General features: G+C 69.4%; 24 protein-coding genes. 15 read left to right on the top strand and 9 right to left on the bottom strand.

Translation table 11 applies throughout. From position 1 onward, the window contains the following. Window positions 1-106: 106 nt before the first annotated feature. Window positions 107-370, bottom strand: coding sequence for a hypothetical protein (locus tag F573_RS0102560; protein ID WP_019021359.1), 264 nt, complete (start codon window positions 368-370; stop codon window positions 107-109). 247 nt (window positions 371-617) lie between these two features. Between F573_RS0102560 and F573_RS0102555 the strand changes: the two genes are divergently transcribed. Continuing rightward, window positions 618-1,283, top strand: a complete 666-nt coding sequence (locus F573_RS0102555; RefSeq protein WP_019021358.1) for a tetratricopeptide repeat protein — start codon at window positions 618-620, stop codon at window positions 1,281-1,283. A 24-nt stretch (window positions 1,284-1,307) separates the two neighbouring features. Here the strand turns inward: F573_RS0102555 and F573_RS0102550 are convergent, their stop codons facing one another. The 3 genes from F573_RS0102550 to F573_RS0102540 form a co-directional block, all read right to left on the bottom strand. Beyond that, a complete protein-coding gene (locus F573_RS0102550) occupies window positions 1,308-1,754 on the bottom strand; it encodes a hypothetical protein (RefSeq protein WP_019021357.1) in 447 nt (148 codons plus the stop codon). Between the two features lie 19 nt (window positions 1,755-1,773). Further along, window positions 1,774-1,989, bottom strand: coding sequence for a hypothetical protein (locus tag F573_RS0102545; RefSeq protein ID WP_018946554.1), 216 nt, complete (start codon window positions 1,987-1,989; stop codon window positions 1,774-1,776). Window positions 1,990-2,055: 66 nt separating this feature from the next. Further along, window positions 2,056-3,219 (bottom strand): hypothetical protein, encoded by a 1,164-nt coding sequence (locus tag F573_RS0102540; RefSeq protein ID WP_026300770.1) that lies wholly within the window; start codon window positions 3,217-3,219, stop codon window positions 2,056-2,058. Between the two features lie 97 nt (window positions 3,220-3,316). Here F573_RS0102540 and F573_RS0102535 point away from each other — a divergent pair, with 97 nt between their 5' ends. The 3 genes from F573_RS0102535 to F573_RS0102525 are packed head-to-tail and all read left to right on the top strand — an operon-like array spanning window position 3,317 to window position 5,055. Then, window positions 3,317-4,024: a hypothetical protein gene (locus F573_RS0102535; protein ID WP_018871160.1), complete on the top strand. Its 708-nt coding sequence runs from the start codon at window positions 3,317-3,319 to the stop codon at window positions 4,022-4,024. Beyond that, window positions 4,021-4,530, top strand: coding sequence for a YcgN family cysteine cluster protein (locus F573_RS0102530; RefSeq protein WP_019021355.1), 510 nt, complete (start codon window positions 4,021-4,023; stop codon window positions 4,528-4,530). The genes F573_RS0102535 and F573_RS0102530 overlap by 4 nt, the downstream gene beginning before the upstream one ends. A 21-nt stretch (window positions 4,531-4,551) precedes the next feature. Beyond that, the gene (locus F573_RS0102525; protein ID WP_018871158.1) at window positions 4,552-5,055 is read left to right on the top strand and encodes a gamma-glutamylcyclotransferase; all 504 of its coding nucleotides are present in this window, start codon (window positions 4,552-4,554) and stop codon (window positions 5,053-5,055) included. Here F573_RS0102525 and F573_RS0102520 read toward each other — a convergent pair whose 3' ends face one another. After that, a complete protein-coding gene (locus tag F573_RS0102520; RefSeq protein WP_019021354.1) occupies window positions 5,056-5,742 on the bottom strand; it encodes a glutathione S-transferase family protein in 687 nt (228 codons plus the stop codon). 158 nt (window positions 5,743-5,900) lie between these two features. Here F573_RS0102520 and F573_RS0102515 point away from each other — a divergent pair, with 158 nt between their 5' ends. The 8 genes from F573_RS0102515 (at window position 5,901) to panD (ending at window position 11,660) form a co-directional block, all read left to right on the top strand. Beyond that, a complete protein-coding gene (locus F573_RS0102515; protein WP_018871156.1) occupies window positions 5,901-6,332 on the top strand; it encodes an RNA-binding S4 domain-containing protein in 432 nt (143 codons plus the stop codon). Further along, window positions 6,325-6,774 carry an NUDIX hydrolase gene (locus F573_RS0102510; RefSeq protein WP_018871155.1) on the top strand — a complete coding sequence of 150 codons (450 nt, stop codon included), beginning with the start codon at window positions 6,325-6,327 and terminating at the stop codon, window positions 6,772-6,774. The genes F573_RS0102515 and F573_RS0102510 overlap by 8 nt, the downstream gene beginning before the upstream one ends. A gap of 61 nt (window positions 6,775-6,835) precedes the next feature. Further along, on the top strand, window positions 6,836-8,248 hold the full coding sequence (pcnB, locus tag F573_RS0102505; protein ID WP_369773210.1) for a polynucleotide adenylyltransferase PcnB: 1,413 nt from the start codon (window positions 6,836-6,838) through the stop codon (window positions 8,246-8,248). Next, window positions 8,245-8,835, top strand: coding sequence for a 2-amino-4-hydroxy-6-hydroxymethyldihydropteridine diphosphokinase (folK, locus tag F573_RS0102500; protein WP_019021352.1), 591 nt, complete (start codon window positions 8,245-8,247; stop codon window positions 8,833-8,835). Before pcnB ends, folK begins: the two co-directional genes overlap by 4 nt. Further along, complete coding sequence (locus F573_RS0102495; protein WP_018871152.1) at window positions 8,832-9,482, top strand: deoxynucleoside kinase; 651 nt, start codon at window positions 8,832-8,834, stop codon at window positions 9,480-9,482. The genes folK and F573_RS0102495 overlap by 4 nt, the downstream gene beginning before the upstream one ends. A 9-nt stretch (window positions 9,483-9,491) precedes the next feature. Beyond that, entirely contained in the window at window positions 9,492-10,286 is a 795-nt protein-coding gene (panB, locus tag F573_RS0102490; protein ID WP_019021351.1) for a 3-methyl-2-oxobutanoate hydroxymethyltransferase, read from the top strand. 33 nt (window positions 10,287-10,319) lie between these two features. Then, window positions 10,320-11,192: a pantoate--beta-alanine ligase gene (panC, locus tag F573_RS0102485; RefSeq protein ID WP_026300769.1), complete on the top strand. Its 873-nt coding sequence runs from the start codon at window positions 10,320-10,322 to the stop codon at window positions 11,190-11,192. Between the two features lie 87 nt (window positions 11,193-11,279). Then, window positions 11,280-11,660 carry an aspartate 1-decarboxylase gene (gene panD / locus F573_RS0102480; protein ID WP_019021349.1) on the top strand — a complete coding sequence of 127 codons (381 nt, stop codon included), beginning with the start codon at window positions 11,280-11,282 and terminating at the stop codon, window positions 11,658-11,660. Window positions 11,661-11,729: 69 nt separating this feature from the next. Here panD and ppc read toward each other — a convergent pair whose 3' ends face one another. Further along, complete coding sequence (gene ppc, locus F573_RS0102475) at window positions 11,730-14,582, bottom strand: phosphoenolpyruvate carboxylase (protein WP_019021348.1); 2,853 nt, start codon at window positions 14,580-14,582, stop codon at window positions 11,730-11,732. Between the two features lie 96 nt (window positions 14,583-14,678). Further along, window positions 14,679-16,157: a glycogen synthase GlgA gene (glgA, locus tag F573_RS0102470; protein ID WP_019021347.1), complete on the bottom strand. Its 1,479-nt coding sequence runs from the start codon at window positions 16,155-16,157 to the stop codon at window positions 14,679-14,681. A gap of 123 nt (window positions 16,158-16,280) precedes the next feature. Here glgA and pgi point away from each other — a divergent pair, with 123 nt between their 5' ends. Beyond that, window positions 16,281-17,942, top strand: a complete 1,662-nt coding sequence (gene pgi, locus F573_RS0102465) for a glucose-6-phosphate isomerase (protein ID WP_019021346.1) — start codon at window positions 16,281-16,283, stop codon at window positions 17,940-17,942. 31 nt (window positions 17,943-17,973) lie between these two features. Here the strand turns inward: pgi and F573_RS0102460 are convergent, their stop codons facing one another. Beyond that, a complete protein-coding gene (locus F573_RS0102460; RefSeq protein ID WP_019021345.1) occupies window positions 17,974-18,852 on the bottom strand; it encodes a bifunctional nuclease family protein in 879 nt (292 codons plus the stop codon). Window positions 18,853-19,008: 156 nt separating this feature from the next. Here F573_RS0102460 and F573_RS0102455 point away from each other — a divergent pair, with 156 nt between their 5' ends. Beyond that, complete coding sequence (locus F573_RS0102455; protein ID WP_019021344.1) at window positions 19,009-19,617, top strand: DUF938 domain-containing protein; 609 nt, start codon at window positions 19,009-19,011, stop codon at window positions 19,615-19,617. 243 nt (window positions 19,618-19,860) lie between these two features. Continuing rightward, window positions 19,861-20,487, top strand: a complete 627-nt coding sequence (locus tag F573_RS0102450) for a peroxiredoxin (protein ID WP_018871143.1) — start codon at window positions 19,861-19,863, stop codon at window positions 20,485-20,487. A gap of 114 nt (window positions 20,488-20,601) precedes the next feature. On the opposite strand, the gene F573_RS0102445 is transcribed toward F573_RS0102450, so the two are convergent. Continuing rightward, window positions 20,602-21,441, bottom strand: a complete 840-nt coding sequence (locus tag F573_RS0102445) for an SDR family oxidoreductase (RefSeq protein ID WP_019021343.1) — start codon at window positions 21,439-21,441, stop codon at window positions 20,602-20,604. Between the last annotated feature and the right edge of the window lie 23 nt (window positions 21,442-21,464).

Genomic DNA, 21,464 nt, shown 5'->3' with positions numbered 1-21,464 from the left:
GATCCCGGCAGCAATAAAAAGGCCCGACCGGAGAAGGTTTCCGGTCGGGCCCCGGTGGCCGGGAAATGCGGTCGCATCGTCCCGGCGGAGCATTCGGGCGGGACGATCAGAACTGGGGTTCGTCGTCGCCTTCCATGTCGCCACCCATACCATCGCCTTCGGGTTCCATTCCCTGGCCTCCCATGTCACCTTCCGGCGGGGCGCCTTCCTGCATGCCGCCACCCATTCCGTCCTCGGCCGGCGGCGCGCCTTCTTCCATCTGCTGTTCTTCGAACTCGTCCATGCCCATGTCGTCACCGCCGCAGCCGGCGATCAGCAGGGCAAAGGGCACGATGGCGGTGGCTGCCAGCAGTTTCGTGGAACGTTTCATCAAGGTCCTCCTCATTGGGACAAGGGTAAGAATCAGGGACAGGGTCCCGTCACCCCTGCGTCTCCTGCCCCCGGGGGTGAGTTCCTGAGCCGCGCCGGCCGGATCCGCACGCAAGCGGGATGCCGGTGAAAAAAGAGAATGGCGTCACGCTCTGTGGTTCGCGTGCCCGACCGCCGTGGGGGACATCGACGCTGCGTTGTCCGGTCGGTACATTGCCGGCCGACATGTCCCGAACCGAGTTCGCACCATGAATGCATCAAATGATCCGCGCGGGCTGCTCGAGCAGGCGCGCGCGGCCTGGAGGGACGGAGACACCGCGCGGGCGGTGGACCGCTGGCAGCAGGCCGCCACCGCGGGTGATCCGCTCGCGGCCTACAACCTGGGGGTGCTGCTGGATGAAGGCACGCACATGCCGCGCGACCCGGCGCGTGCCGCGATCTGGTATCTGCAGGCGGCCGAGGCGGGCTGGCCGGATGCCGCGTTCAATCTGGCGGTGCTGTTCGAACAGGGCGACGGCGTGGAGGCCAGCCCGAACGAGGCGGCGCGCTGGTTCCATGCCGCCGCCGAGGGCGGCAATCCGCAGGCGATGTTCAACCTGGGCCTGAAGTTCGACGAGGGGCGCGGGTTGCCGCAGGACGCCGAGCAGGCGGCGCAGTGGTATCTGCTGGCGGCCGAGGCCGGCGAGGGCCGCGGGGCCGCCAACCTGGCGCGGCTGTTCGCGATGGGCGAGGGCGTGGAGCGCTCGGATGTCTCCGCCTTCAAGTGGTATGCGATCGCGGCGGAGATGGGCGTGGCCAGTGCGGCGCGCTATCGCGAGCGGGTGGCACGCGAACTCAACGCGGACGAGCGGCTGCATGCGGGGGAGCGGGCGCAGGAGTGGCTGGCGGAGTTCCCGCGGCGGGGAGACGCCTGAGTCCGCAGGGCGGCACCGCCGCGGTCAGACGACGATGTTCAGCTCGCGGCGGGGTTCCTCGGCCGGGCCGGCAAAGCTGAAGGCCAGTTCCACACGCCGGCGCAGGGCTTCGACCCCGGAATCCTCCAGTGCGCCGCCGTCGGCGATGCGCTCCTCGCCCGGACGGGCATCGTCGGCGGTGCCGGACTGAAACGCCTCGATCTCGGCCGCCAGGCGCGCCTGGCTGGCCATTTCGCGGTCGTTGCGGGGCAGAACCAGGTCGGCACGCGGGTCGCCCTCGTCCCCGTTGCGGTTGCGCTGCTGCTCGGCGCGGTCCTCGATGGGACGGCGCGCGGCCCCGGCTTCGGGGTCGTTCAGCGGGCGATCGAACTCCGATGGCGCGGACAGCTGGCCGAGACCCAGGCGGTCCGAACCGCTCGGCCGGGTGGCCGGGACGGTCGGCGGTGCCGGATTGGTCAGCGGTGCTTCCATGGTGTCCCTCGCTTCCGCGTCAGGCGCGGACGTCGAGCAGGCTCCCGATCATGCGGTCTTCGGCTTGCAGGGTCTTCACGTTCGCTTCCACGTGACGCTGGCTCGCGCTCATCTCGACCATCGCCGTGTTGCTCTGGCGGCTGCCGGCGTTCTCGGTGGCCACGGTGTGGGCCTGCTGACGCATCTGCGTCATGCCCTTCTGGATGCCCTGCAGGCCGCTGCTGCCGTCGATCATTTTCCGGTCCGGATTCGCACTTGTTTCAAATTATAGACCAGACCCCGGGAGATATGCTAAGGGCGCTCAGGAAGGCGCGGGGGCAGCCGCGAGATGTTCGGCCAGGCGGGCCGCGACCCGGTCGCGGGCCGTGGCCTGTCGTTCCAGCCATCGGGTCAGCCGCGCCTGGCGCTGCCCGGCATCCGGCAGGGTCGAAAGGGTCTCGAGAATCGCGGCGGCCACGGCATCGGGATCTTCTCCGCGGCGGATCAGGCCGGTGGTCTCCGCGGCACGCCGCAGGCGGACCTCGTCTTCCGGGGCGTCGCCGCTGGCGGCCGGCCCGGTCACCACGGCACTGCCGCAGGCCAGGGGGCGTGCCAGATCCGGCGGGGTCCGCGTGGCTGCCAAGGTGCCGCCGGGCAGGGTGATGTCGGCGCAGGCGTAGGCGGCCTGCAGGGTCTGCGGATCCTCGATGTAGTAGACCCGGTTCTTGCGCGGGACGTACGACGTCATGAACCGGTTGTGGCGCACGATCGGCAGCGAGTACTTGATTGCGTCGCGGTAGACCGGCTCGTGGCGTTCGGGGTCCGCCGGCGCCAGCAGGAGCAGGGCGGCGGTCTTCTGCAGGACCGCGAACAGTACTGCGAAGGCGAACGCCTCCTCGTCCGGGCCGGTGTTCGGGGCCAGCAGGATCGGGTGGCCGCGCTCGCGGTATTCGGCGAAGCGTTCGCAGAACGCCCGCTCGGGATCCGGGTCTTCCGGTGCGGGGGGCAGGGATACGGCCCCGGCGAGCGGGTCGCCGGTGGTCTCGGCGCCCAGTGCCGGGTCCACGGCGCCATCCCGCGCGGACAGCACGGTGGCGAAGGGGACGCCTTCCAGGGCGGGGCCCTCGGCGTTGACCCAGGCCACGCGGGCCCCGGCGGCCACGATGGCCCGCAGCGCCTCGCCGGGGAGATCGACCGGGCCCAGCAGTACCACGGCCCGGGGGCGCAGGCGCGCCAGGCGCACCGGGGCGAGTTCGGGGGGCAGGGCCACCGCCGGAAGGTCTTCGGGGGCTCCGGGCACGGCGGCCTCCCTGTCGCGGGGGGCATCGCTGACGCCCAGCAGCAGCGGGCCCAGGGCCTCGCCGAGACCGGCGAGCCAGTCGGGCGCCCGCGCGAGTTCGCGGTGCGAGGCGATGATCAGGGTGCGGCCGGTGTATGCGGACGGGACCGAGCGGGCCGTGATCCAGGCAGACAAACGTGAGATCATGCGTGATCGGACGCGGGGCGCCGGGTGGTTTGCGAGCCGCCCAGTATAGCGACCCCGCGAGGATTCGCGCAGGGGTGGCTCGGGAGCAGAAGTCGGCATGAATCTACGCTGGACCATCGGGGCGGTCGCCCTCGCGGGCATTCTGGCCCTGGCGATGTTCGTCTACATGCAGCCCGGCGGGCAGCAGACCCGGCAGTTCGACAGTCTGCCCTGGCAGGTGGAGGTGCTGGACCGGCAGCACACGCGGGTGCTGGGGATTACCCTGGGCGAGACCACCATGGCGGATCTCATGGGGCGGTTGCCGGTGCCCGAGATCCGGATGTTCGAGGATCCCGACGGGACGCGCTCGGTGGAGGCGTATTACGTGAATGCCCGCATCGAGCCGTTCGAGACCAACCTGATCCTGCGCCCCGATCTGGACGAGGCCGACCTGGACCGTATCGAGGCGGGGACGACCTCCGAACGGCCGATGCCGTCGGGTGCCCGGCGCTACGGCCTGGACGACGACACCCTTGCATCGCTGGGTAACGTGCCGGTGGTGGAGATGAGCTACATTCCCCGGGCACGCTGGGACGCGGATCTGCTGCGCCGGCATTTCGGCGAGCCGGCCGAGCGCATGCAGATCGACAGCGACCACGCCTACTGGCTGTATCCCGATCAGGGTGTGGCCGTGCTGCTGCCCGACCGCGGACGGCCGACCATGCACTACACCACGCAGGAGCGCTGGAGCCGGGTCGAGCAGCGCCTGCAGGAAGAGGGGCGCCGGCGGCTGGGCGAAGAGGACCACCGGGCGGAGACGCCGTGAGCGACGAACGGCCCTTTTACCAGCGCCCGCTGGAGGAACTCGACGCGGCCGAATGGGAGGCCCTTTGCGACGGCTGCGGGCGCTGCTGCCTGCACAAGTTCGAGGACGAGGATACCGGCGAACTGGCCCACACCTGGCTGGCCTGTGACCTGCTCGACTGCGAGACCGGCCATTGCTCCGACTATGCCCGGCGTCGGGAGTCCGTGCCGGACTGTCTGCAGCTGACCCTGGAGAAGGTGGCGCAATACGACTGGCTGCCGCCCACCTGCGCCTATCGCCTGCGCTTTGCCGGGCAGCCCCTGCCGAGCTGGCACCCGCTGCTGACCGGCGATCCGGACAGCGTGCGCCGCGCCGGGGTGTCGGTGGCCGGGCGGGTCCTGCGCGAATGCGATGCCCCGGATCTGCCGATCATCGATTACGTGGTGGACTGGCCGGGCGAGGTTCCGCTGGCCGCCCGCCTGTTGCAGCCGGCGTCGGAGCCGGAGGGTGACTCAACCGCAAAATAGAGCGGAGGTGGGGATCGGATCATGTCTTCCCCGTTCATCGACCTGTTCGTCTACGGCACGCTGAAGCGCGGGTATGCCAACTTTGCCGCGCATTGCGGCCATGCCCTGGAGGTGGTTCCGGCGAGCGTGCCCGGCTGGTTGTATCACCTGCCCCATGGCTACCCCGGGGCGGTCATTCCGCAGGAACGTATCCTGGCCGAGGGGTCGGACGACCCGGAGGCCGATGCGGCCCTGCAGTGGCGGCATGACCCCCCGGCCAGCCCGGCGCCGGTCTCCGGTTACGACCGCATTCAGGGCGAGATCATGCGTCTGCCCGAGCCACGCCGCAGTCTGCCGCCGGTGGATCGTCTGGAGGACTTCCGGGCGGACGGGCGGGGCATGTATCGCCGCGCTCTGGTACTCGCCGATCCCGACCCCTCTTCCGGTTCCGGGCCTGCGTCGGGGCCGCGTCCGGTGTGGATGTACTGGATGCCCGAAATCCCCGCCGGCCGGTATCTGCGGCGCGGGGTCTGGCCCGAGGGGTGATCAGCCGTCGCGCAGTGCGGCCGCCAGTTGCCGGGGCGCGGTGCCGGTCTGGCCATCCAGGTAGGTGGCCAGGCGCTGCGAGAAATCCGCCGGTACCGAGTCGCGTACCGCGTCCATCGCCTCCAGCCACTGCCAGCGCGCCGCCAGGCGCGGGAAGGATTCGGGGTCCCAGGGGCTGTCTTCGTGGGTGAGCAGGGCGTAGCGCATCAGCAGCGGCGCCAGGGTCGCGTCCACCAGCGAGAACTCCGCCCCGGCCAGCGTGCGGTCGCCGGCCATCTGGCGTTCCAGTCGCTCCAGACCTCGTGCCGCCTCGTGTGCGGCCCGTTCGAAGGCGTCCTCGTCGGCCGCGGTCATCCAGCGGTACTGCGCGAAGGTCTGTTCCGACAGGTACTCGATCCAGGCGCGGGCCCGGGCGCGTTCCAGTGGTTCCGGAGGCAGGCGTTCGGGCGGGGTAACGGCGTCGATGTATTCGTTGATGACCGCCGATTCGAACAGGACCGTGTCCCCGTTCACGATCAGGATTGGGACCTTGCCCAGCGGCGAGCGTTCCCGGAACCAGTCGGGCGGGTCGGCGAGGTCGATGCGGGTGAGTTCGTACGGCGCTGCCTTGTAATTCAGCGTGATGAGGCTACGCTGGACGAAAGGACAAATATCGAAGCTGACCAGGTGCAGATGCGGAAAGTCCATGGCATGGCCCGGTGGCCCGCGGGCGACCGGTTCCCCCTCCGGAAATATCGGTGCATGAAGGCGGCATTCTGGTCGCTCCGGTCCGCGGATAAAAGCCCGGGCCGACTACCGGTCCCGGGTGTGCGCGGGGCGCCCGCAGTGCTCGCGCGGGGGTGCTCATGAGCCGGACGGGTGCAGCGGCGACGCCTGCGTCCAGCCTGCGTCTGGACAAATGGCTGTGGGCGGCGCGTTTCTTCAAGACCCGCGCCCTGGCGACGGAGGCGGTGTCCGGCGGCAAGGTCCATGTCAATGGCGAGCGCTGCAAGCCCGCGCGCAAGCTGCATCCGGGGGATCGCGTACGGGTGCACAAGGGGAGCTGGTCCATGGAGGTCGACGTGGTGGCGCTGGATGATCGGCGGCGCCCGGCGACCGAGGCGGAGCAGCTCTATACCGAAACCCCGGAGAGCCGCGAGTCGCGCGAGCAGGAGGCATCCCGCCGGCGGCTGGAACGCGAGGCACGGGCCCCGGCGCCCTCGGGGCGTCCGGACAAACGCGAGCGCCGCAAGATCCGGCGTTTCGTGCGGCAGGATCAGGGAGGAACCGATGAGTGACCGACGCCCGCGTACGCCGGCCCTGGCGGTGGATCTGGTGATCCGGCATGCCGCCGAGCCCGGCCGGATCCTGGTCATCGAGCGTCACAACCCGCCGCACGGGTGGGCGCTTCCCGGGGGCTTTGTCGACGTGGGCGAGAGCGCCGAACATGCCGCCGTGCGCGAGGCCCGCGAGGAAACCGGTCTGCAGGTCGAACTGCAGGCCCTGCTGGGGGTGTATTCGGCGCCCGATCGCGACCCCCGCGGGCACACCGTGAGCGTGGTGTATCTGGCTCAGGGGAACGGTCAGGCGCGGGCCGCCGACGATGCGCGCGACTGTGCCTGGCTGGACCCGGACGACCCCGGTCTGCCACTGGCCTTCGATCACCGCCGCATCGTGGACGACTACCTGCGCTATCGCCTTACCGGTGAAGTGGCTCCCCTGAGAACAAGGACGGATTAGCTGTTAAGATACGCCACCGAAGCCATTTTGACGGCCCTGCGTGACCCGCCCTGATACCGACATCCCGGCCCCGGCCGAAACTGACCCCCGCGACAATGCCCCGCGCGCCGGCGACGCATTGGTCGTGCCTCGCGTCTACAGCCGCGAGGAGCACGGCATCTCGCGCGCGGCCATCGACAACAACGCGCTCAAGGTGCTCTACCGCCTGCGTGACGCGGGCTACCGCGCCTGTCTGGTCGGCGGCGGGGTGCGCGACCTGCTGCTGGGGCGCGAGCCCAAGGACTTCGACGTGGCCACCGACGCCACCCCCGAAGAGGTTCGCGGGGAGTTCCGCAACTGCCGGCTGATCGGCCGCCGCTTCCGCCTGGCGCACGTGCTGTTCGGCCGCGAGGTGATCGAGGTCGCGACCTTCCGTGCCCCGCACGATGCCGGTGGTGACGACGATGACGACGACGGCGACGTGGTCCTCAGCGACGACGGCCGCATCCTGCGCGACAACCGCTACGGCACCATCGAACAGGACGCCCTGCGGCGCGATTTCAGCATCAACGCGCTGTATTACGACATCAACGACTTCTCGGTGCTGGACTACACCGGCGGCGTCGAGGACCTGCGCGAGGGCGTTCTGCGCCTGATCGGCGACGATCCCGAGACGCGCCTGCGCGAGGATCCGGTGCGCATGCTGCGGGCGGTGCGTTTCTCCGCCAAGCTGGGGCTTCGCATCGACCCGGCGGTGGACGAGGCGATGCACCGGCTGGCGCCGCTGATGCAGGAAGTCGCGCCGGCACGCCTGTTCGACGAGGTGATCAAGCTGTTCCACAGCGGCGAGGCCGTCACCTGCCTCGACGAGCTCGAACGCTTCGGTCTGTTCGAGGCGATGTTCCCGTCCACCGCCGAGGCCTTCGACGACCCCGACGATCCCGAGGCCGGTCTCAGCCAGCGGGCCTTCCTGGTCGAGGCGCTGCGCAACACCGACAAGCGGCTGGCCGAGGACCAGGGCGTGCACCCGGCGTTTTTGTATGCCGCGCTGATGTGGGCGCCGCTGCAGTGGGAGGCCAGTGCGCGCATCGAGGAAGGCGAGAACCCGGCGCCGGCCTGGGACCAGGCGATGTCGCAGATCCTCGATGAGCAGGGCGAGACCATCACCATCCCGCGCCGCTTTGCGCTGGTGATTCGCGAGATCTGGGACATGCAGAGCCGGCTGGAGACCCACTCCGGGGCGCGGGCCCTGAAGCTGCTGACGCATCCGCGTTTCCGTGCCGGTTACGACTTCTACTGCCTGCGGGCGCAGGTGGGGGATGCCAGCGAGGCGACCTGCCGCTGGTGGACCGAACTGCAGGAAAAGGACGAGGCCGGACGCAAGGCAATGACCGGGGCCTCGGGCGGGGATGGCAAGCGCAAGCGCCGCAAGCGCAAGCCGCGGGGTCGTGCCGGCGGCTCGGGCGGGAAGAAGGCGGGGGAAGACTCGGCATGACCCGGATCCAGCCCGGCGGGCGCACTGCGGCCGTGTCGGCCTACATCGGCATCGGCGCCAACCTGGGGGATCCGGTGGCACAGGTTCGCGGCTCTTTCGCCCGCCTTGCCCGCGAGGTGCCCGGGACGCATCTGGCGGGGCGCTCGCGGCTGTACCGCAATCCGCCGATGGGACCGCCGGATCAGCCGGACTACGTCAATGCCGTGGCCCGGCTGCACACCCGACTGACGCCGCGCGAACTGCTGCATGCGCTGCAGGCCATCGAACAGCGCTGCGGGCGCGTGCGCGACGGCCAGCGCTGGGGGCCGCGGCTGCTGGATCTGGACCTGCTGCTGTACGGCGACCGGGTGCTGAACGAGCCGGGGCTGGCGGTGCCGCATCCGGGGGTGGCCGAGCGCAATTTCGTGGTCCTGCCGCTGCAGGAGCTGGCACCGGGGCTGGAGATCCCCGGGCGCGGCCCGCTGGCGGCGCTGGCCCGTGCCTTTGATCCGGCCGCCCTGATCCCGGTGGAGGAGTCGGGCGACAGCGCAGCGGAGGCCAACGCGGGGGAGCCACCACCGGGCCGTCGCGCGGGGGCGGGCGCATGAGCCTCGCGGATTTCGACTTTATCGCGGTCGAGGGCCCGATCGGTGTGGGCAAGTCCTCGCTGGCGCAGCGGCTGGCGGAACACCTGCGGGCGGAGCTCCTGCAGGAGGCCCCCGACGAGAACCCGTTCCTGGAACGTTTCTATCAGGATCCGGCCAAGCATGCCCTGGCCACCCAGCTGTATTTCCTCGTGCAGCGCGTGCGCCAGCTGACCCCGGTGGCGCAGAAGGGGCTGTTCCAGCAGGCGCATGTGGCCGACTACCTGATGGACAAGGACCCGCTGTTCGCCGAACTCAATCTGGCCCCGGACGAGCTGGAGATCTACCACGAGATGTTCCGCCGGCTGCGCCAGGGGCTGCCGCAGCCGGATCTGGTGATCTATCTGCAGGCGCCGGTGGACGTGCTGCAGGAACGCATCCGCCAGCGCGGACGGGCCTATGAACGCCGGATCGAAACTGCCTATCTGGAACGGCTGAACGCCGCCTACGCGGATTTCTTCTATCATTTCGAGGGACCGGCGCTGGTGATCGTCAACGCGACCGAGATTGACTGGGTGAACAACCCGGCCGATTTTGACCAGCTGCTGCAGTTTCTCGAACCGATCCAGGGCGGGCGGCACTACTTCAACCCGCTGCCGATCACGCTGTAGGGGACACGCATGGGCGCGATCACCGTCAACACCCTGGCCGAGCGTCGGCGGGCCGGCGAGCGCTTTGCCTGTCTGACCGCCTACGACGCCGCGTTCGCGCGCCTGCTGGACGAGCAGGGCGTGGAGGTGATCCTGGTCGGGGATTCGGTGGGCATGGTGGTACAGGGACATGCGACCACCCTGCCGGTCACCCTGGAGGACATGGTCTATCACACCGCCGCGGTCGCCCGCGGTACGCAGCAGGCGCTGATCATGGCGGATCTCCCGTTTCTGGGGGACGCCGATCCGGCCACCGCGCTGGCCCAGTCCGGCGCCCTGATGCGGGCCGGGGCGCAGATGATCAAGATCGAGTGCGGCACGTCGCAGATCCCGGTGGTCGAACGGCTGGTGGATGCCGGCATCCCGGTGTGTGCCCACCTGGGGCTGACCCCGCAGGCGGTGCACCGCATGGGCGGGTACCGCGTGCAGGGCCGCGACGCCGCCACGGCGGCCGAGCTGGAATCGCTGGCCGGGCGGCTGGAACAGGCCGGGGCCCAGGCCCTGCTGCTGGAGGGCGTAACCGAGGCACTGGCCACCGCGGTCGCGCGGGCGGCCGACGTGCCGGTGATCGGGATCGGGGCCAGCCCGGCCTGCGACGGCCAGGTGCTGGTGATCGCCGACGTGATCGGCCTGACCCCGAATCCGCCGCGCTTCGCCCGCGATTTCCTCGCCGAGGGCGGCTCGCTGGCCGGAGCGGTGCGGGCCTATGTCGGAGCGGTGCGCGAGGGGCGCTTCCCGGAATCCGGCGTGCATACCTTTTTGTAGAGAACCCCGGTTCAGACGAGGCTCGGGACGGCCATGAGAATCCTTCGAGATCGACCCCAGATCCAGGCGATGCGCCGCGAATGGTCGCGCCGTGGCGGGCAGGAGACCATTGCCCTGGTGCCCACCATGGGGCACCTCCACGAAGGGCACATGGCACTGGTGCGCGAGGCGCGGGCGCGGGCGTCGCGCGTGGTGGTGTCGATCTTCGTCAATCCGCTGCAGTTCGACCGCGAGGAAGACCTCGCGAACTACCCGCGCAGCCTCGAAGAAGACTCCCGCCGGCTGGCGGATGCCGGCGTCGACGCCCTGTTCTGCCCGGACGAATCGGTGATGTACCCGGACGACGGGCTGCCGCCGGTGAAGGTGGTGGTGCCGGTGCTCTCGGAGATCCTCGAGGGGGCGTTCCGTCCGGGGCATTTCGACGGTGTGGCGACCGTGGTGACCAAGCTGCTCAACCTGGTGCGTCCGGATATCGCGCTGTTCGGAGAGAAGGACTACCAGCAGTTCCGCCTGATCGAGCGCATGGTTGGCTCGCTGGACATGCCGGTGCGGGTGGATGCGGTGCCGACCGTGCGCGAGTCCGACGGGCTGGCCTGTTCCTCGCGCAACAGCCTGCTCACGGCGGAGTCGCGCGCGCAGGCACCGGCGCTCAAGCGCGTGCTCGACGAGGTCGCCATCGTCTGCCGGCGCGACCGCAGCGGCGCGGCCGACCGGGTCACCGAGATCGAGGCGGAGGCCTGCGACCGCCTGCGCGAGGCAGGGCTGGATGCCGAATACGTGGCCATCCGCCGGGCGATGGATCTCGCCGAGCCGGTAGCCGGCGAGGCCCTGTGCGATCAGGACCTCGTGATCCTCGGGGCCGCCTGGCTGGACAGCGTGCGCCTGATCGATAATCGCCGGCCCTGAGTCGGACGCGGGACATTGCCGCTCCCGCGTGCATCGCGCATAATTCCCGGCCCCGTGAAAAGACCGTTCGCCAACGGAAAGACGCTTATGCTGGTCACCATGCTCAAGGGCAAGCTGCACAAGGCCCGGGTCACGCACTGTGAACTCGAGTACGAGGGGTCCTGCGCGATCGATACGCGTCTGCTGGAGGCGTCCGGGATCCTGCCGTTCGAGCAGATCCAGATCTACAACGTCGACAACGGCGAGCGTTTCACCACCTACGCCATCGAGGCGGAGGCCGGATCCGGGGTGGTCTCGGTCAACGGTGCCGCCGCGCACAAGGCATCGGTGGGCGATCGCGTGATCATCTGTGCCTACGGCCAGCTGGATGCCGCCGAGGCGCGCGAGTTCACCCCCGATCTGGTGTATCTCGACGCCGACAACGCCATCGCCCGCACCGGGCACGATATCCCCGTCCAGGCCGCCTGAGTACGGCATTATTGGCCCGGGGCCCTGCATGAGCCCCGGGCCCCGGCCAGTGCGTGTCCCGCTCCGGTCTCAGCCGGTGTTGCGCATACCCGCGGCGATCGCGTTGATCGAGCGCAGCAGCGGCGAGATCCAGGGGTTCTCCCGGGCGTCCCCGTTCCCTTCGTTCTCGGCCTCGAAACCCCGTGACTGGCGCAGCAGGTGGATCTGGATGCTGTTGAGCGGATCCAGATAGGGGTTGCGCCGCTGCAGCGACCGCGCCAGCAGAGGCGTTTCTTCCATCAGCCCGTCCAGCTGAGCCACCCGCAGCACCTCGTTGACGGTGCGGCTGTGTTCCTCGCGTACCCGCGAATAGATGCGCTCGGACAGGTCGGTGTCGTGCGACAGCCGGGCGTACTCGGCGGCGGTGCGCATGTCGGCCTTGGTCAGGGCCATCTGGCAGTTGGACAGCAGCGAACGGAAGAACGGCCACTCCTGATACATGCGCTGCAGCTGTTCCAGGCGTGCCGGATCGTCGCCGCGCCAGCGTTGCAGCGCGGTGCCGATGCCATACCAGGCCGGCAGGGTGTGGCGCGACTGGGCCCAGCCGAAGACCCACGGAATCGCGCGGATCGAACTCTTGGAACGGTCGGTCTTGCGCCGGTGCGAGGGTCGCGAGCCGATGTTGAGATAGCCGATCTCCTGCACCGGGGTGATCTCGTAGAAGTAGTCGAGCGTGCCCGGGGTGTGGTCGATCAGATCGCGGTAGGCATCCTCGCCCAGGCGCGCCAGTTCCTCCATGGTCTCGCGGTAGTCGTCGCGGTCGCAGCGCGGCGGGCGGATCAGGCTGCGCGAGGCCAGCATCAGGCCGGTCGCGCCCATGCCCAGTTCGTACACCGCGGTCTCCACGTTGGAGTACTTGTACGACAGCACCTCGCCCTGCTCGGTGAACTTGATCCGCCCCTGCACGGTGGCCGGGGGCTGGGCGAGGATGGATTCGTGGGTCGGGCCGCCGCCGCGCCCAACGGTGCCGCCGCGGCCATGGAACAGCTGGCAGCGCACGCCGTAGCGGTCGGTGATGCCGACGATCTTCTTCTGCGCCTCGTACAGGTTCCAGCTGGAAGCGAGGATGCCGCCGTCCTTGCAGGAGTCGGAGTAGCCCAGCATCACGTCCTGGACGTTTCCGGAGGCGGCCAGCAGGCGCGCGTAGACCGGATTCGACAGCAGGCCCTCCAGGACGTCCTCGACGTGCAGGAGGTCCTCGATGGTCTCGAACAGCGGCGAGATGCGCAGGTGGCAGTACGCTCCGGTTTCCGGATCTTCGCCGGCCAGTCCGGCCAGGCGCCCCAGCAGCAGGACTTCCAGCACGTGCGAGGCCGCGTGGGTCATGGAGATGACGTAGGTGCCGATTCCGTCCGGGCCAACCTCGCCGCGCATGCGGCGGATGACCACGAACACCTCCAGGGTCTCGCGGCTGCGCTCGCCGAGCGTGTTGCGGTCGGGCTGCGGCAGATCGTCACCGCGGCCGATCAGCTCCGCCAGACACTGCTGACGGGCGGGCTCGTCCATGGCCGCGTAGTCCAGGGACGGATCGATGTGGCGCAGGATCTCGGCGACCGCCTCGGTGTGCACGGTGGATTCCTGGCGCACGTCCAGATGGTGCAGGTGGAAGCCGAAGGTCTCGACCAGACGGATCAGGTCGGTGAGCGCGCCGCTGGCGATGTTGCGGTCGCCGTGGCTGATCAGGGAGTCGCGGATCAACTTGAGGTCGTGCAGGAAAGAGTCCGGCGTGGCGTAGGCGCTGTTGGTGGGCAGCACCGCGGCCTCGCCCCGGATCCGCCGGCTGACCGTACCCAGGGTCTCGCGCAGGCGGTAGCGCATGATGTAGAGCTTGCGCCGGTAGGGCTCGGTCTCGAAGCGGTCGGAGGCCCCCTGGAACACCGCGTTGGAGATGGTCGCGTCCGATTTCAGGCTGGCGAGGAATTCGGCCGATGGCTCGCACATGTAGGAGGAGTGCGTGAGGACGTTGCGCAGTTCGTTGACCCGCTTGATGTACTCGCGCAGCACCTGTTCCATCGCCAGACGCGAGGCCAGCACGGTGACCTCCGGGGTGACGTTGGGGTTGCCGTCGCGGTCGCCGCCGATCCAGGAGCCGAAATGCAGGAACGCAGGGATGCGCACCGGCAGGGAGCCGTCCGGGTTGACCCCGTAGATGCGGCGGATCGCCTTCTCGAGGAAGCGGTAGCTCTGCGGCACCGCCTCGAACAGGCTCTCCTCGAAATAGAACAGGCCGTACTTGATCTCGTCCTGGACCTCCGGCTTCCTCACCCGGACCTCGTTGGTGCGCCACAGGATCTGGATCTGGCCCTCCAGCTCTTCGGTGATCAGGCGACGTTCCTCGTCGCCCAGTCCCGGCTGGTTGAGGCGGTCGGCGGTCTCGAACACCCGGCGCTGATTCTCCATGGTGGTCCGCCGCCGGGCCTCGGTGGGATGCGCGGTGAACACCGGCTGGTAGTGCAGCTGCCCCAGCAGTTCCTCCAGTTCCTGCGCGGTGACGCCGTCGTCGTGCAGTTCGCGCAGGGCCTGGTCGAAGGAGCCCAGCCACAGCGGCTCGCCACTGGAGACCTGGGCGCGGCGCCAGCGGTAGAACAGGTCTTCCTCGGCGATGTTGACCAGCGAGAAGTAGATGCTGAAGGCGCGGATCACGCGCTCGGTCAGGGTCGTGTCGAACTGCGTGATGTCATCCATCAGCCTCTGGCGCAGCTCCGGGTCTTCCTCCTTGCGCAGGCTGACAAATCCACGGCGCAGGGTCTCCACCGCGTCGAAGACGGTCTTGCCCTCGAGTTTCCAGATGACGTTGCCCAGCAATTCTCCGAACAGACGCACGCGCGCGCGCAGTTCCTTGTCCTGGGGCAGGAAACGGTCGTTGTGATCGGCTTGGTTCATGAGGCGGCCCGCGCAGCAGGGGGCCGGCCGCAGCCGGCCCCGCCGTGGTGGTTGCTTGCCTGCCGGCCCGTGCCGGTCGGCGGCGAAAGCCGGCGATTATAGCGCAGATGCGCCTGCGCGCGCCCGGGGGCGGTGTTCGCGATAGAGTTCGAGATAGGCCCCGGCAGCGACCTGCCAGTCGAAGTTCTGCTGCATTCCGGTGCGCATCAGCTGTTCCCAGCGGCCGTCGGCGCGGGCGTGGTAAAGCGCCAGGGCCCGCTCCAGGGCGTCGCCGAGCGCCGGGATGCTGTCCGGGGTGAAGCTGAAACCGGTGGCGCGGCCGTCTTCCAGGGCTTCGGGGGTGGCGTCGACCACGGTATCGGCCAGGCCACCGGTGGCATGTACCACCGGCGGGGTGCCATAACGCAGGCTGTAGAGCTGATTGAGCCCGCAGGGCTCGAAGCGCGACGGCATCGCGAACAGGTCGGCACCGGCCTCGATCTGATGGGCCAGCGGTTCGTCGTAGCCGATGTGGACACCCACCCGCCCCGGGTGGGCCCGCGACAGGGCGCCCGCGGCGTGCTCCAGATCGGTCTGCCCGGAGCCGACCAGCGCCAGCTGAATGCGCCCGGCCTCGGCCAGAGGGGCGGCCACCGCCAGCAGCAGGTCCATGCCCTTCTGCTCGACCATGCGCCCGACGTGTCCCAGCAGCGGGATGTCCGGGTCCTCGGCCAGTCCCAGGCGACGCTGCAGAGCGGCCTTGCAGGCGGCCTTGCCGGAGAGGTCGTCGGGCCCGTAGGCGGCGGCGATGTGCGGATCGCGGGCCGGGTCCCAGGCGCGGTAGTCGACGCCGTTGAGGATGCCGTGGAACACGTTGGCCCGCGCGCGCAGCACGCCGTCCAGGCCCATGCCGTGTTCCGGTTGCCGGATCTCGCGGGCATAGGTGGGGGAGACGGTGGTGATGGCGTCGCTGAACATCAGCCCGGCCTTCATGAAGGACAGCTGCTGGTGGAACTCGACGCCGTCCGGGTGCCAGAGCTCGGCGGGCAGCCCCAGCGCGGTCACGGTTTCGGCAGGGAACAGACCCTGGTAGGCGAGGTTGTGAATGGTGAACACCGACGCCGGGCCGCCCCCCGTCCCGCAGGCCTCGCGCAGGTAGATCGGCAGCAGGCCGCATTGCCAGTCGTTGCCGTGGACGATCTCCGGCGCCCAGTCCAGGCCGGCGTCGTCGGCGGCCACCCGGGCCACGGCCCGGGCGAAGCCGGCGAAGCGCTGCGCGTTGTCCGGCCAGTCCTGGCCGTTGGAGGCGGTGTAGGGGTTGCCGGCGCGCTGGAAATATTCCGGCCAGTCGATCAGGTAGACCGGCATGCGCGTGCCCGGCAAATGGCCTTCGATCAGTTGCCACGGGGCGTCTGCCGGTCCCGGGTGGGTGACCGGCCGGCGCAGGTGCTGCACCGCCTCGGGATAGGCCGGAAGGATCAGGCGCGCGTCCTGTCGCCGGCGCCGCAGGGCAACGGGCAGACTGGCGCTGACATCGGCGAGGCCACCGGTCTTGACCAGACCGTAGACCTCGCTGGTGGCAAAGAGGATGCGCATGACGGCTTCTCCGTGACGGGATGTCCAGTGTAACGCAGTCGCAGGCGGTTCACGGCCGGGCAGGCTGACGGGCGCCGGGTCGCGGATTATGCTGGACCCGTATCCACGACGCGAGTTAAGTGCATGAACCGTTCCGATCGAATCGCCGCGCGCGAAGCCCTGCAGAACGAAGCCCGGCGCCTGGAGCAGGAGCACCTGCGCGAACTGCTGGCGCGCGAGCCGGAACGGGTGGAGCGTGATGTCCGCGAGGTGGCCGGCCTGCGCCTGGACTGGACGCGCCAGCGGCTCGATGCCGATGCCTGGGAGGCGCTGTTCGCGGCGGCGCGGGCCGCCGATATCCCTTCGGCGCTGGAGCGGCTGTTCGGCGGCGAGCGGGTCAACGTGACCGAGGGGCGGGCCGCACTGCACACCGCGTTGCGCCTGCCCCGCGAGGCCCGCTGCGAGCTGGACGGCGAAGACGTGGTGCCGGCGGTGCATGCGGTCCTGGACCGGGTGGGGGCCTTCGTGCAGGAGGTGCAGGACGGGACCCACCGGGGGTTCACCGGGCGGGCGATCGACACGGTGGTGAACATCGGGATCGGCGGCTCCGATCTGGGGCCGCGGATGGTTTGCCGGGCGCTGGCGGATCATGCCCCCACGACCGCCGGGGGGAGTCCGCCGGAGATGCACTTCGTTTCCAACATCGATGGCGAGGCCCTGTGGCAGGTGCTGCGTCAGGTGGATCCGGAGACGACTCTGTTCGTGGTGGCCTCCAAGACCTTCACCACCCAGGAAACCCTGACCAACGCGCGAGCCGCGCGCGACTGGCTGGTGCGCCATGCCGGTGGTGACGAGTCCGCGGTCGCGGCCCATTTCGTGGCGGTGTCCACCGCGCGCGAGCGGGTTGCCGAATTCGGGATTGCCTCCGAGCGCATGTTCGGTTTCTGGGACTGGGTCGGCGGTCGCTATTCGGTGTGGTCGGCGATCGGCCTGCCGGTGGCGCTGATGCTGGGCATGGACGGTTTCCGCCGGTTCCTGGCCGGGGCCCATGCGATGGACGAACACGTGCGCACCGCGACGCCGGAGGACAACGCGGCGGTGCGCATGGCGCTGGTGGACCTGTGGAATCAGGACACCCAGGGTGCGGAGTCGCGCGCAGTGCTGCCCTACGACGAGCGGCTGTATTTCCTGCCGCCGTATCTGCAGCAGGCGGAGATGGAGAGCCTGGGCAAGCGGGTGCGGCTGGACGGCACGCCGGTGGAGGGGCATACCGGGGCGCTGGTCTGGGGTGCGGTGGGCACCGACGGGCAGCATGCGTTCTATCAGCTGCTGCATCAGGGTACGCGGCGGGTGCCGGCGGAATTCATCGGCGTTGCGCGCGCCGAACACGACCTGCCGGAACAGCACCCCATGCTGCTGGCCAATCTGGTGGCCCAGGCCGAGGCGCTCGCCCTGGGGCGCAGCGAGGACGAGGCCCGGGCGGAGATGGCCGCCGCCGGTCGCGATGCGGCCGAGATCGAGGCGCTGGCGCCGCATCGCAGTTTCCCCGGGGACCGTCCGAGCACGCTGATCCTGCTGGAAGACCTGGATCCGGAGCGCCTGGGGGCGCTGATCGCCCTGTTCGAGCACAAGATCTACGTGCTTGCGAGCCTGTGGGAGATCAACGCCTTCGATCAGTGGGGCGTGGAACTGGGCAAGCAGCTGGCCGGCCGTGTGCTGGCGGACCTGGACCCGGCCGGCGAGCCGGGTCCGCACGACCCGGCGACCGCCGCCAGCATCGACTGGCTGCGCCGGCACATGGGCTGAAGCGCCCGCGGAGGGACCCGGCGGCGCGCGTTCAGGCCTGAATCGCGTCTTCGTCGTCCGGCAGCACCGGGACGTCGGTGGGCAGCGTGATGGTGCGGGTCTCGCCGTCCAGCCAGAAGCGCAGTTCGGCTTCTTCGTCGTCCGGGGTGGTTCCCACGGCCTCGAGGAAGTCGATCGGGGTTTCCGGGCTGCGTCCGTTGACCTCCAGGATCAGCGCGCCCTGCTCCAGGCCGGCCTCGGCGGCGGCTCCCTCGGCTCGGCTGACGAGGACGCCGGGCTCGTCCGGCAGGCCCAGGGCCTCGCGCAGATCCGCACGGGCCTCGATCACGGTGATGCCCAGCGCGGTGACGATCTCGTCGTCACCGGGGGGCTGGAAATCGAAGGGGACGTCGGCCTCGAGGATTTCCGGTGCCACCGCGATGGGCGCGCCGGTGCGCACTGCCAGCGCGAGGGCGTCGCTGGGCCGGGCATCGATCCGCCGCGGTGCCCCCTCGCCGGGGACACGCAGCTCCAGCATGCCAAGATAGGTGCCGTCTTCCAGCCCGTCCACGATGACCCGTTCCAGCTCCGCGTCGAGTTCGCGCAGCAGGTCGACCATCAGGTCGTGGGTCATGGGCCGCGGTACGTCGACATCCTGCATGGCCAGGAGGATGGCGCGGGCCTGGTCGGTGCCGATGACGATGGGCACGACCTCGGCGGATTCGGGGTCGCGCAGCAGGGCAATGGGCAGGCCGCTGTGCGAGTCCACCCCCACGGTGGCCAGCTCCACCGGCAGGAGGGTGTCCGGGTCGCTGGCCGGCGCGCGTGCGTCGGCGTGAGAAGTGGCGGCCACGGCGCCGAGGAGCAGCCCCAGGGCGGTGGCCCATGCAGCGATCCGGGAGCGGGCGGGACGTTGCGGGTAGCGGGACATGGGGGCTCTCCGTAAAAGGGACCTGAATACGGATCATGGCAGTCCCGCACCTGCGGGGTCCATCGCGGACCCGTTGAACGTGCGGTCTTGCACCTGGTCGCTTCGGGCATCGCTTATGCTGGGCCGGAATCCGCACACCGCAGACCGGAGAACCCCATGGAAGTGACGCAGCGCCCGTATGCCCCGGCGGCCGAACAGAACCGCGAGCCGATCCTGGGGGTTCTGGAACGGTGGTTCGTCCGTCCGGGTGCCCTGCTGGAGCTGGGGGCGGGGACCGGGCAGCATGCGGCTTTCATGGCGCCGCGCCTGGGACATCTGCAGTGGCTGCCCACCGATGTCGCCGAACACCTGCCGGGGATCGAGGCGTGGCGGCGCGAGGCGGCGGCGCCCAACCTGCAGCCGCCGCGCGCCCTCGACGTCGCCGCTGATCCCTGGCCGGACGGTCCGTTTCGTTACGTCTACAGCGCGAACACCGTCCACATCCTGCACTGGCCGGGGGTGGAGGCGCTGTTCGCCGGGGTCGCCGGGGTTCTGGAGCCGGACGGGCTGTTCGCGCTGTACGGGCCGTTCGCGCATGACGGGGAGCACACGGCCGAATCCAATGCGCGTTTCGACCGTTCCCTGCGCCAGCAGGACCCGGGCATGGGGGTGCGCGATCGCGCCGATCTGGACCGCCTGGCGAACGCCTGTGGCCTGACCCGGGAGGCGGTGGTGGACATGCCGGTGAACAACCAGATCCTGATCTGGCGGCGGGATCCGGTCTGAGCCGTATGGTTTGTGGACTGGGTCACTGTCCGGCGGGAACTTCGGGCGAGGTGGTGACACCAATGATTGACCATGAAGCAGCCATGGAAATGGACCCAGGGCGACTCATAGGATCAGGCGATCGGTGTGATTGATATAATAGAATTCACATCATAAGAATTCGCCGATATAGTGATGTACATGATCGATAACGATCATCTGCCACCAACCGAATGAACGGAAACAAGCAAAGGAGATAGCGATATGACGCTTCGTCTGGGCGATACCGCACCGAACTTCCAGGTCGACACCACCTCCGGCAAGATCGACTTCCACGAGTGGATCGGCGATTCCTGGTGCTTCTTCTTCAGCCACCCGGCCGATTTCACCCCGGTGTGCACCACCGAGATGGGTCGCACCGCGCAGCTTGCGAAGCAGTTCGCGGACCGCAACGTGAAGCCGCTGGGCCTGTCCACCGACACGGTGGAAGAGCACAACAAGTGGATCGAGGACGTGAACGACACGCAGAACACGACCCTCGAATTCCCGATCGTCGCCGACGCCGACAAGAAGATCTCGGAACTCTACGAGATGATCCACCCCGGCGAGAGCGACACCGCGGCGGTGCGTTCGGTCTACATCATTGATCCGAACAAGAAGATCCGTCTGATGATGACCTACCCGATGTCGCTGGGCCGCAACTTCGACGAGATCCTGCGTGCCATCGACGGCCTGCAGACCGCCGACAAGCACGGCATCGCGACGCCGGCCGACTGGACCCCGGGTGACCAGGTGATCATCCCGCCGACGGTCAGCAACGAAGAAGCGCAGAAGAAGTTCCCGCAGGGCTTCGACGAGATCCGCTCGTACCTGCGCTACACCAAGGTCTGAACCTCCGGGTTCTGATCACCGGTCCCGGGGTTCTGCCTCCCCGGGCCGGGTCTCTCCGGGCCCCTCCGGTTCTGCCGGGCGGGGCCTTTTTCGTGTGTGCGGCGGGCGTATGCTTCAGGGCAGCAGCGGGGCGAAGCCGGCCCGGTAGTCGGGATAGCGGAAGCGGTAGCCGGAGTCCTGCAGGCGCCGGCTGTCGCAGCGCCGGCCGCGGGCCCCGTCGCGGGCATCCACGCGGTGGACCGCCGCATCTGCCGGCAGGGTACCCAGGCGCGCGGCGAGCCAGTGCAGCACTTCGCTTTTCAGGGCCGGTTCGGTATCCACGCCGAGATAGACCGGATCGGGATCGGCCAGCGTGAACAGGTGGTGCAGGATGCCGACCGCATCATCGCGGTGGATGCGGTTGGTCCACGTCGGCGGTTCGTCATCGCCCAGCTGGCCGGCGCGCGCCAGCTCCAGCATGCGTTCGCGGCCCGGTCCGTAGATCCCGCCCAGGCGCAGGCGGATGCCCCGGTACGGCGAGGCCTCCAGCAGGCGTTCGGCCTCCAGCAGGCGGCGGCCGGAGAAGCGTTGTGGCAGGGCGGGGGTGTCTTCGTCGACCCGGCTGCCGTCATCGACGCCGTAGACGCCGGTGGACGACACGAAGATCACGCGTTCCGGCTGCAGGCCCTGGCGTTCCAGGGCGCCCAGCGCATGGTGCAGCGCATCGACATAGGCGCGGCGGTAACCCGTGTCGTCCATCCGGTCGGGGGTGGTGATGAAATACACCGCCCGTGCCGTTCGCGGCAGCTCCGGCAGGCCGTCGGGGTCCGTCAGGTCGCCCTGAAGGGGCCGGATCCATTCGGGCAGGTGTTCGGGATGGCGCCGCAGGCCCCAGACCCGGTGCCCGGCGTCGTGCAGCCGACGGCCCAGCCCGGTGCCCAGGTCTCCGCAGCCGAGGATCAGGATATCGTCCATGCGGTTCACTCCGGTGTGGCTGG

It is taken from the genome of Thioalkalivibrio sp. ALE23 (genome assembly GCF_000378545.1).
Lineage (GTDB): Bacteria > Pseudomonadota > Gammaproteobacteria > Ectothiorhodospirales > Ectothiorhodospiraceae > Thioalkalivibrio.
Note: the sequence above shows the minus strand (reverse complement) of the source record. Positions and strands in the feature narration are given on the sequence as shown.

Excerpts from the sequence above, each read along its gene's own strand:
- F573_RS0102560 (WP_019021359.1), bottom strand. The coding sequence starts at position 370 with ATGAAACGTTCCACGAAACTGCTGGCAGCCACCGCCATCGTGCCCTTT.
- F573_RS0102555 (WP_019021358.1), top strand. The coding sequence starts at position 618 with ATGAATGCATCAAATGATCCGCGCGGGCTGCTCGAGCAGGCGCGCGCG.
- F573_RS0102550 (WP_019021357.1), bottom strand. The coding sequence starts at position 1,754 with ATGGAAGCACCGCTGACCAATCCGGCACCGCCGACCGTCCCGGCCACC.
- F573_RS0102545 (WP_018946554.1), bottom strand. The coding sequence starts at position 1,989 with ATGATCGACGGCAGCAGCGGCCTGCAGGGCATCCAGAAGGGCATGACG.
- F573_RS0102540 (WP_026300770.1), bottom strand. The coding sequence starts at position 3,219 with ATGATCTCACGTTTGTCTGCCTGGATCACGGCCCGCTCGGTCCCGTCC.
- F573_RS0102535 (WP_018871160.1), top strand. The coding sequence starts at position 3,317 with ATGAATCTACGCTGGACCATCGGGGCGGTCGCCCTCGCGGGCATTCTG.
- F573_RS0102525 (WP_018871158.1), top strand. The coding sequence starts at position 4,552 with ATGTCTTCCCCGTTCATCGACCTGTTCGTCTACGGCACGCTGAAGCGC.
- F573_RS0102520 (WP_019021354.1), bottom strand. The coding sequence starts at position 5,742 with ATGGACTTTCCGCATCTGCACCTGGTCAGCTTCGATATTTGTCCTTTC.
- F573_RS0102515 (WP_018871156.1), top strand. The coding sequence starts at position 5,901 with ATGAGCCGGACGGGTGCAGCGGCGACGCCTGCGTCCAGCCTGCGTCTG.
- F573_RS0102510 (WP_018871155.1), top strand. The coding sequence starts at position 6,325 with ATGAGTGACCGACGCCCGCGTACGCCGGCCCTGGCGGTGGATCTGGTG.
- folK (WP_019021352.1), top strand. The coding sequence starts at position 8,245 with ATGACCCGGATCCAGCCCGGCGGGCGCACTGCGGCCGTGTCGGCCTAC.
- F573_RS0102495 (WP_018871152.1), top strand. The coding sequence starts at position 8,832 with ATGAGCCTCGCGGATTTCGACTTTATCGCGGTCGAGGGCCCGATCGGT.
- panB (WP_019021351.1), top strand. The coding sequence starts at position 9,492 with ATGGGCGCGATCACCGTCAACACCCTGGCCGAGCGTCGGCGGGCCGGC.
- panC (WP_026300769.1), top strand. The coding sequence starts at position 10,320 with ATGAGAATCCTTCGAGATCGACCCCAGATCCAGGCGATGCGCCGCGAA.
- panD (WP_019021349.1), top strand. The coding sequence starts at position 11,280 with ATGCTGGTCACCATGCTCAAGGGCAAGCTGCACAAGGCCCGGGTCACG.
- ppc (WP_019021348.1), bottom strand. The coding sequence starts at position 14,582 with ATGAACCAAGCCGATCACAACGACCGTTTCCTGCCCCAGGACAAGGAA.
- glgA (WP_019021347.1), bottom strand. The coding sequence starts at position 16,157 with ATGCGCATCCTCTTTGCCACCAGCGAGGTCTACGGTCTGGTCAAGACC.
- pgi (WP_019021346.1), top strand. The coding sequence starts at position 16,281 with ATGAACCGTTCCGATCGAATCGCCGCGCGCGAAGCCCTGCAGAACGAA.
- F573_RS0102460 (WP_019021345.1), bottom strand. The coding sequence starts at position 18,852 with ATGTCCCGCTACCCGCAACGTCCCGCCCGCTCCCGGATCGCTGCATGG.
- F573_RS0102455 (WP_019021344.1), top strand. The coding sequence starts at position 19,009 with ATGGAAGTGACGCAGCGCCCGTATGCCCCGGCGGCCGAACAGAACCGC.
- F573_RS0102450 (WP_018871143.1), top strand. The coding sequence starts at position 19,861 with ATGACGCTTCGTCTGGGCGATACCGCACCGAACTTCCAGGTCGACACC.
- F573_RS0102445 (WP_019021343.1), bottom strand. The coding sequence starts at position 21,441 with ATGGACGATATCCTGATCCTCGGCTGCGGAGACCTGGGCACCGGGCTG.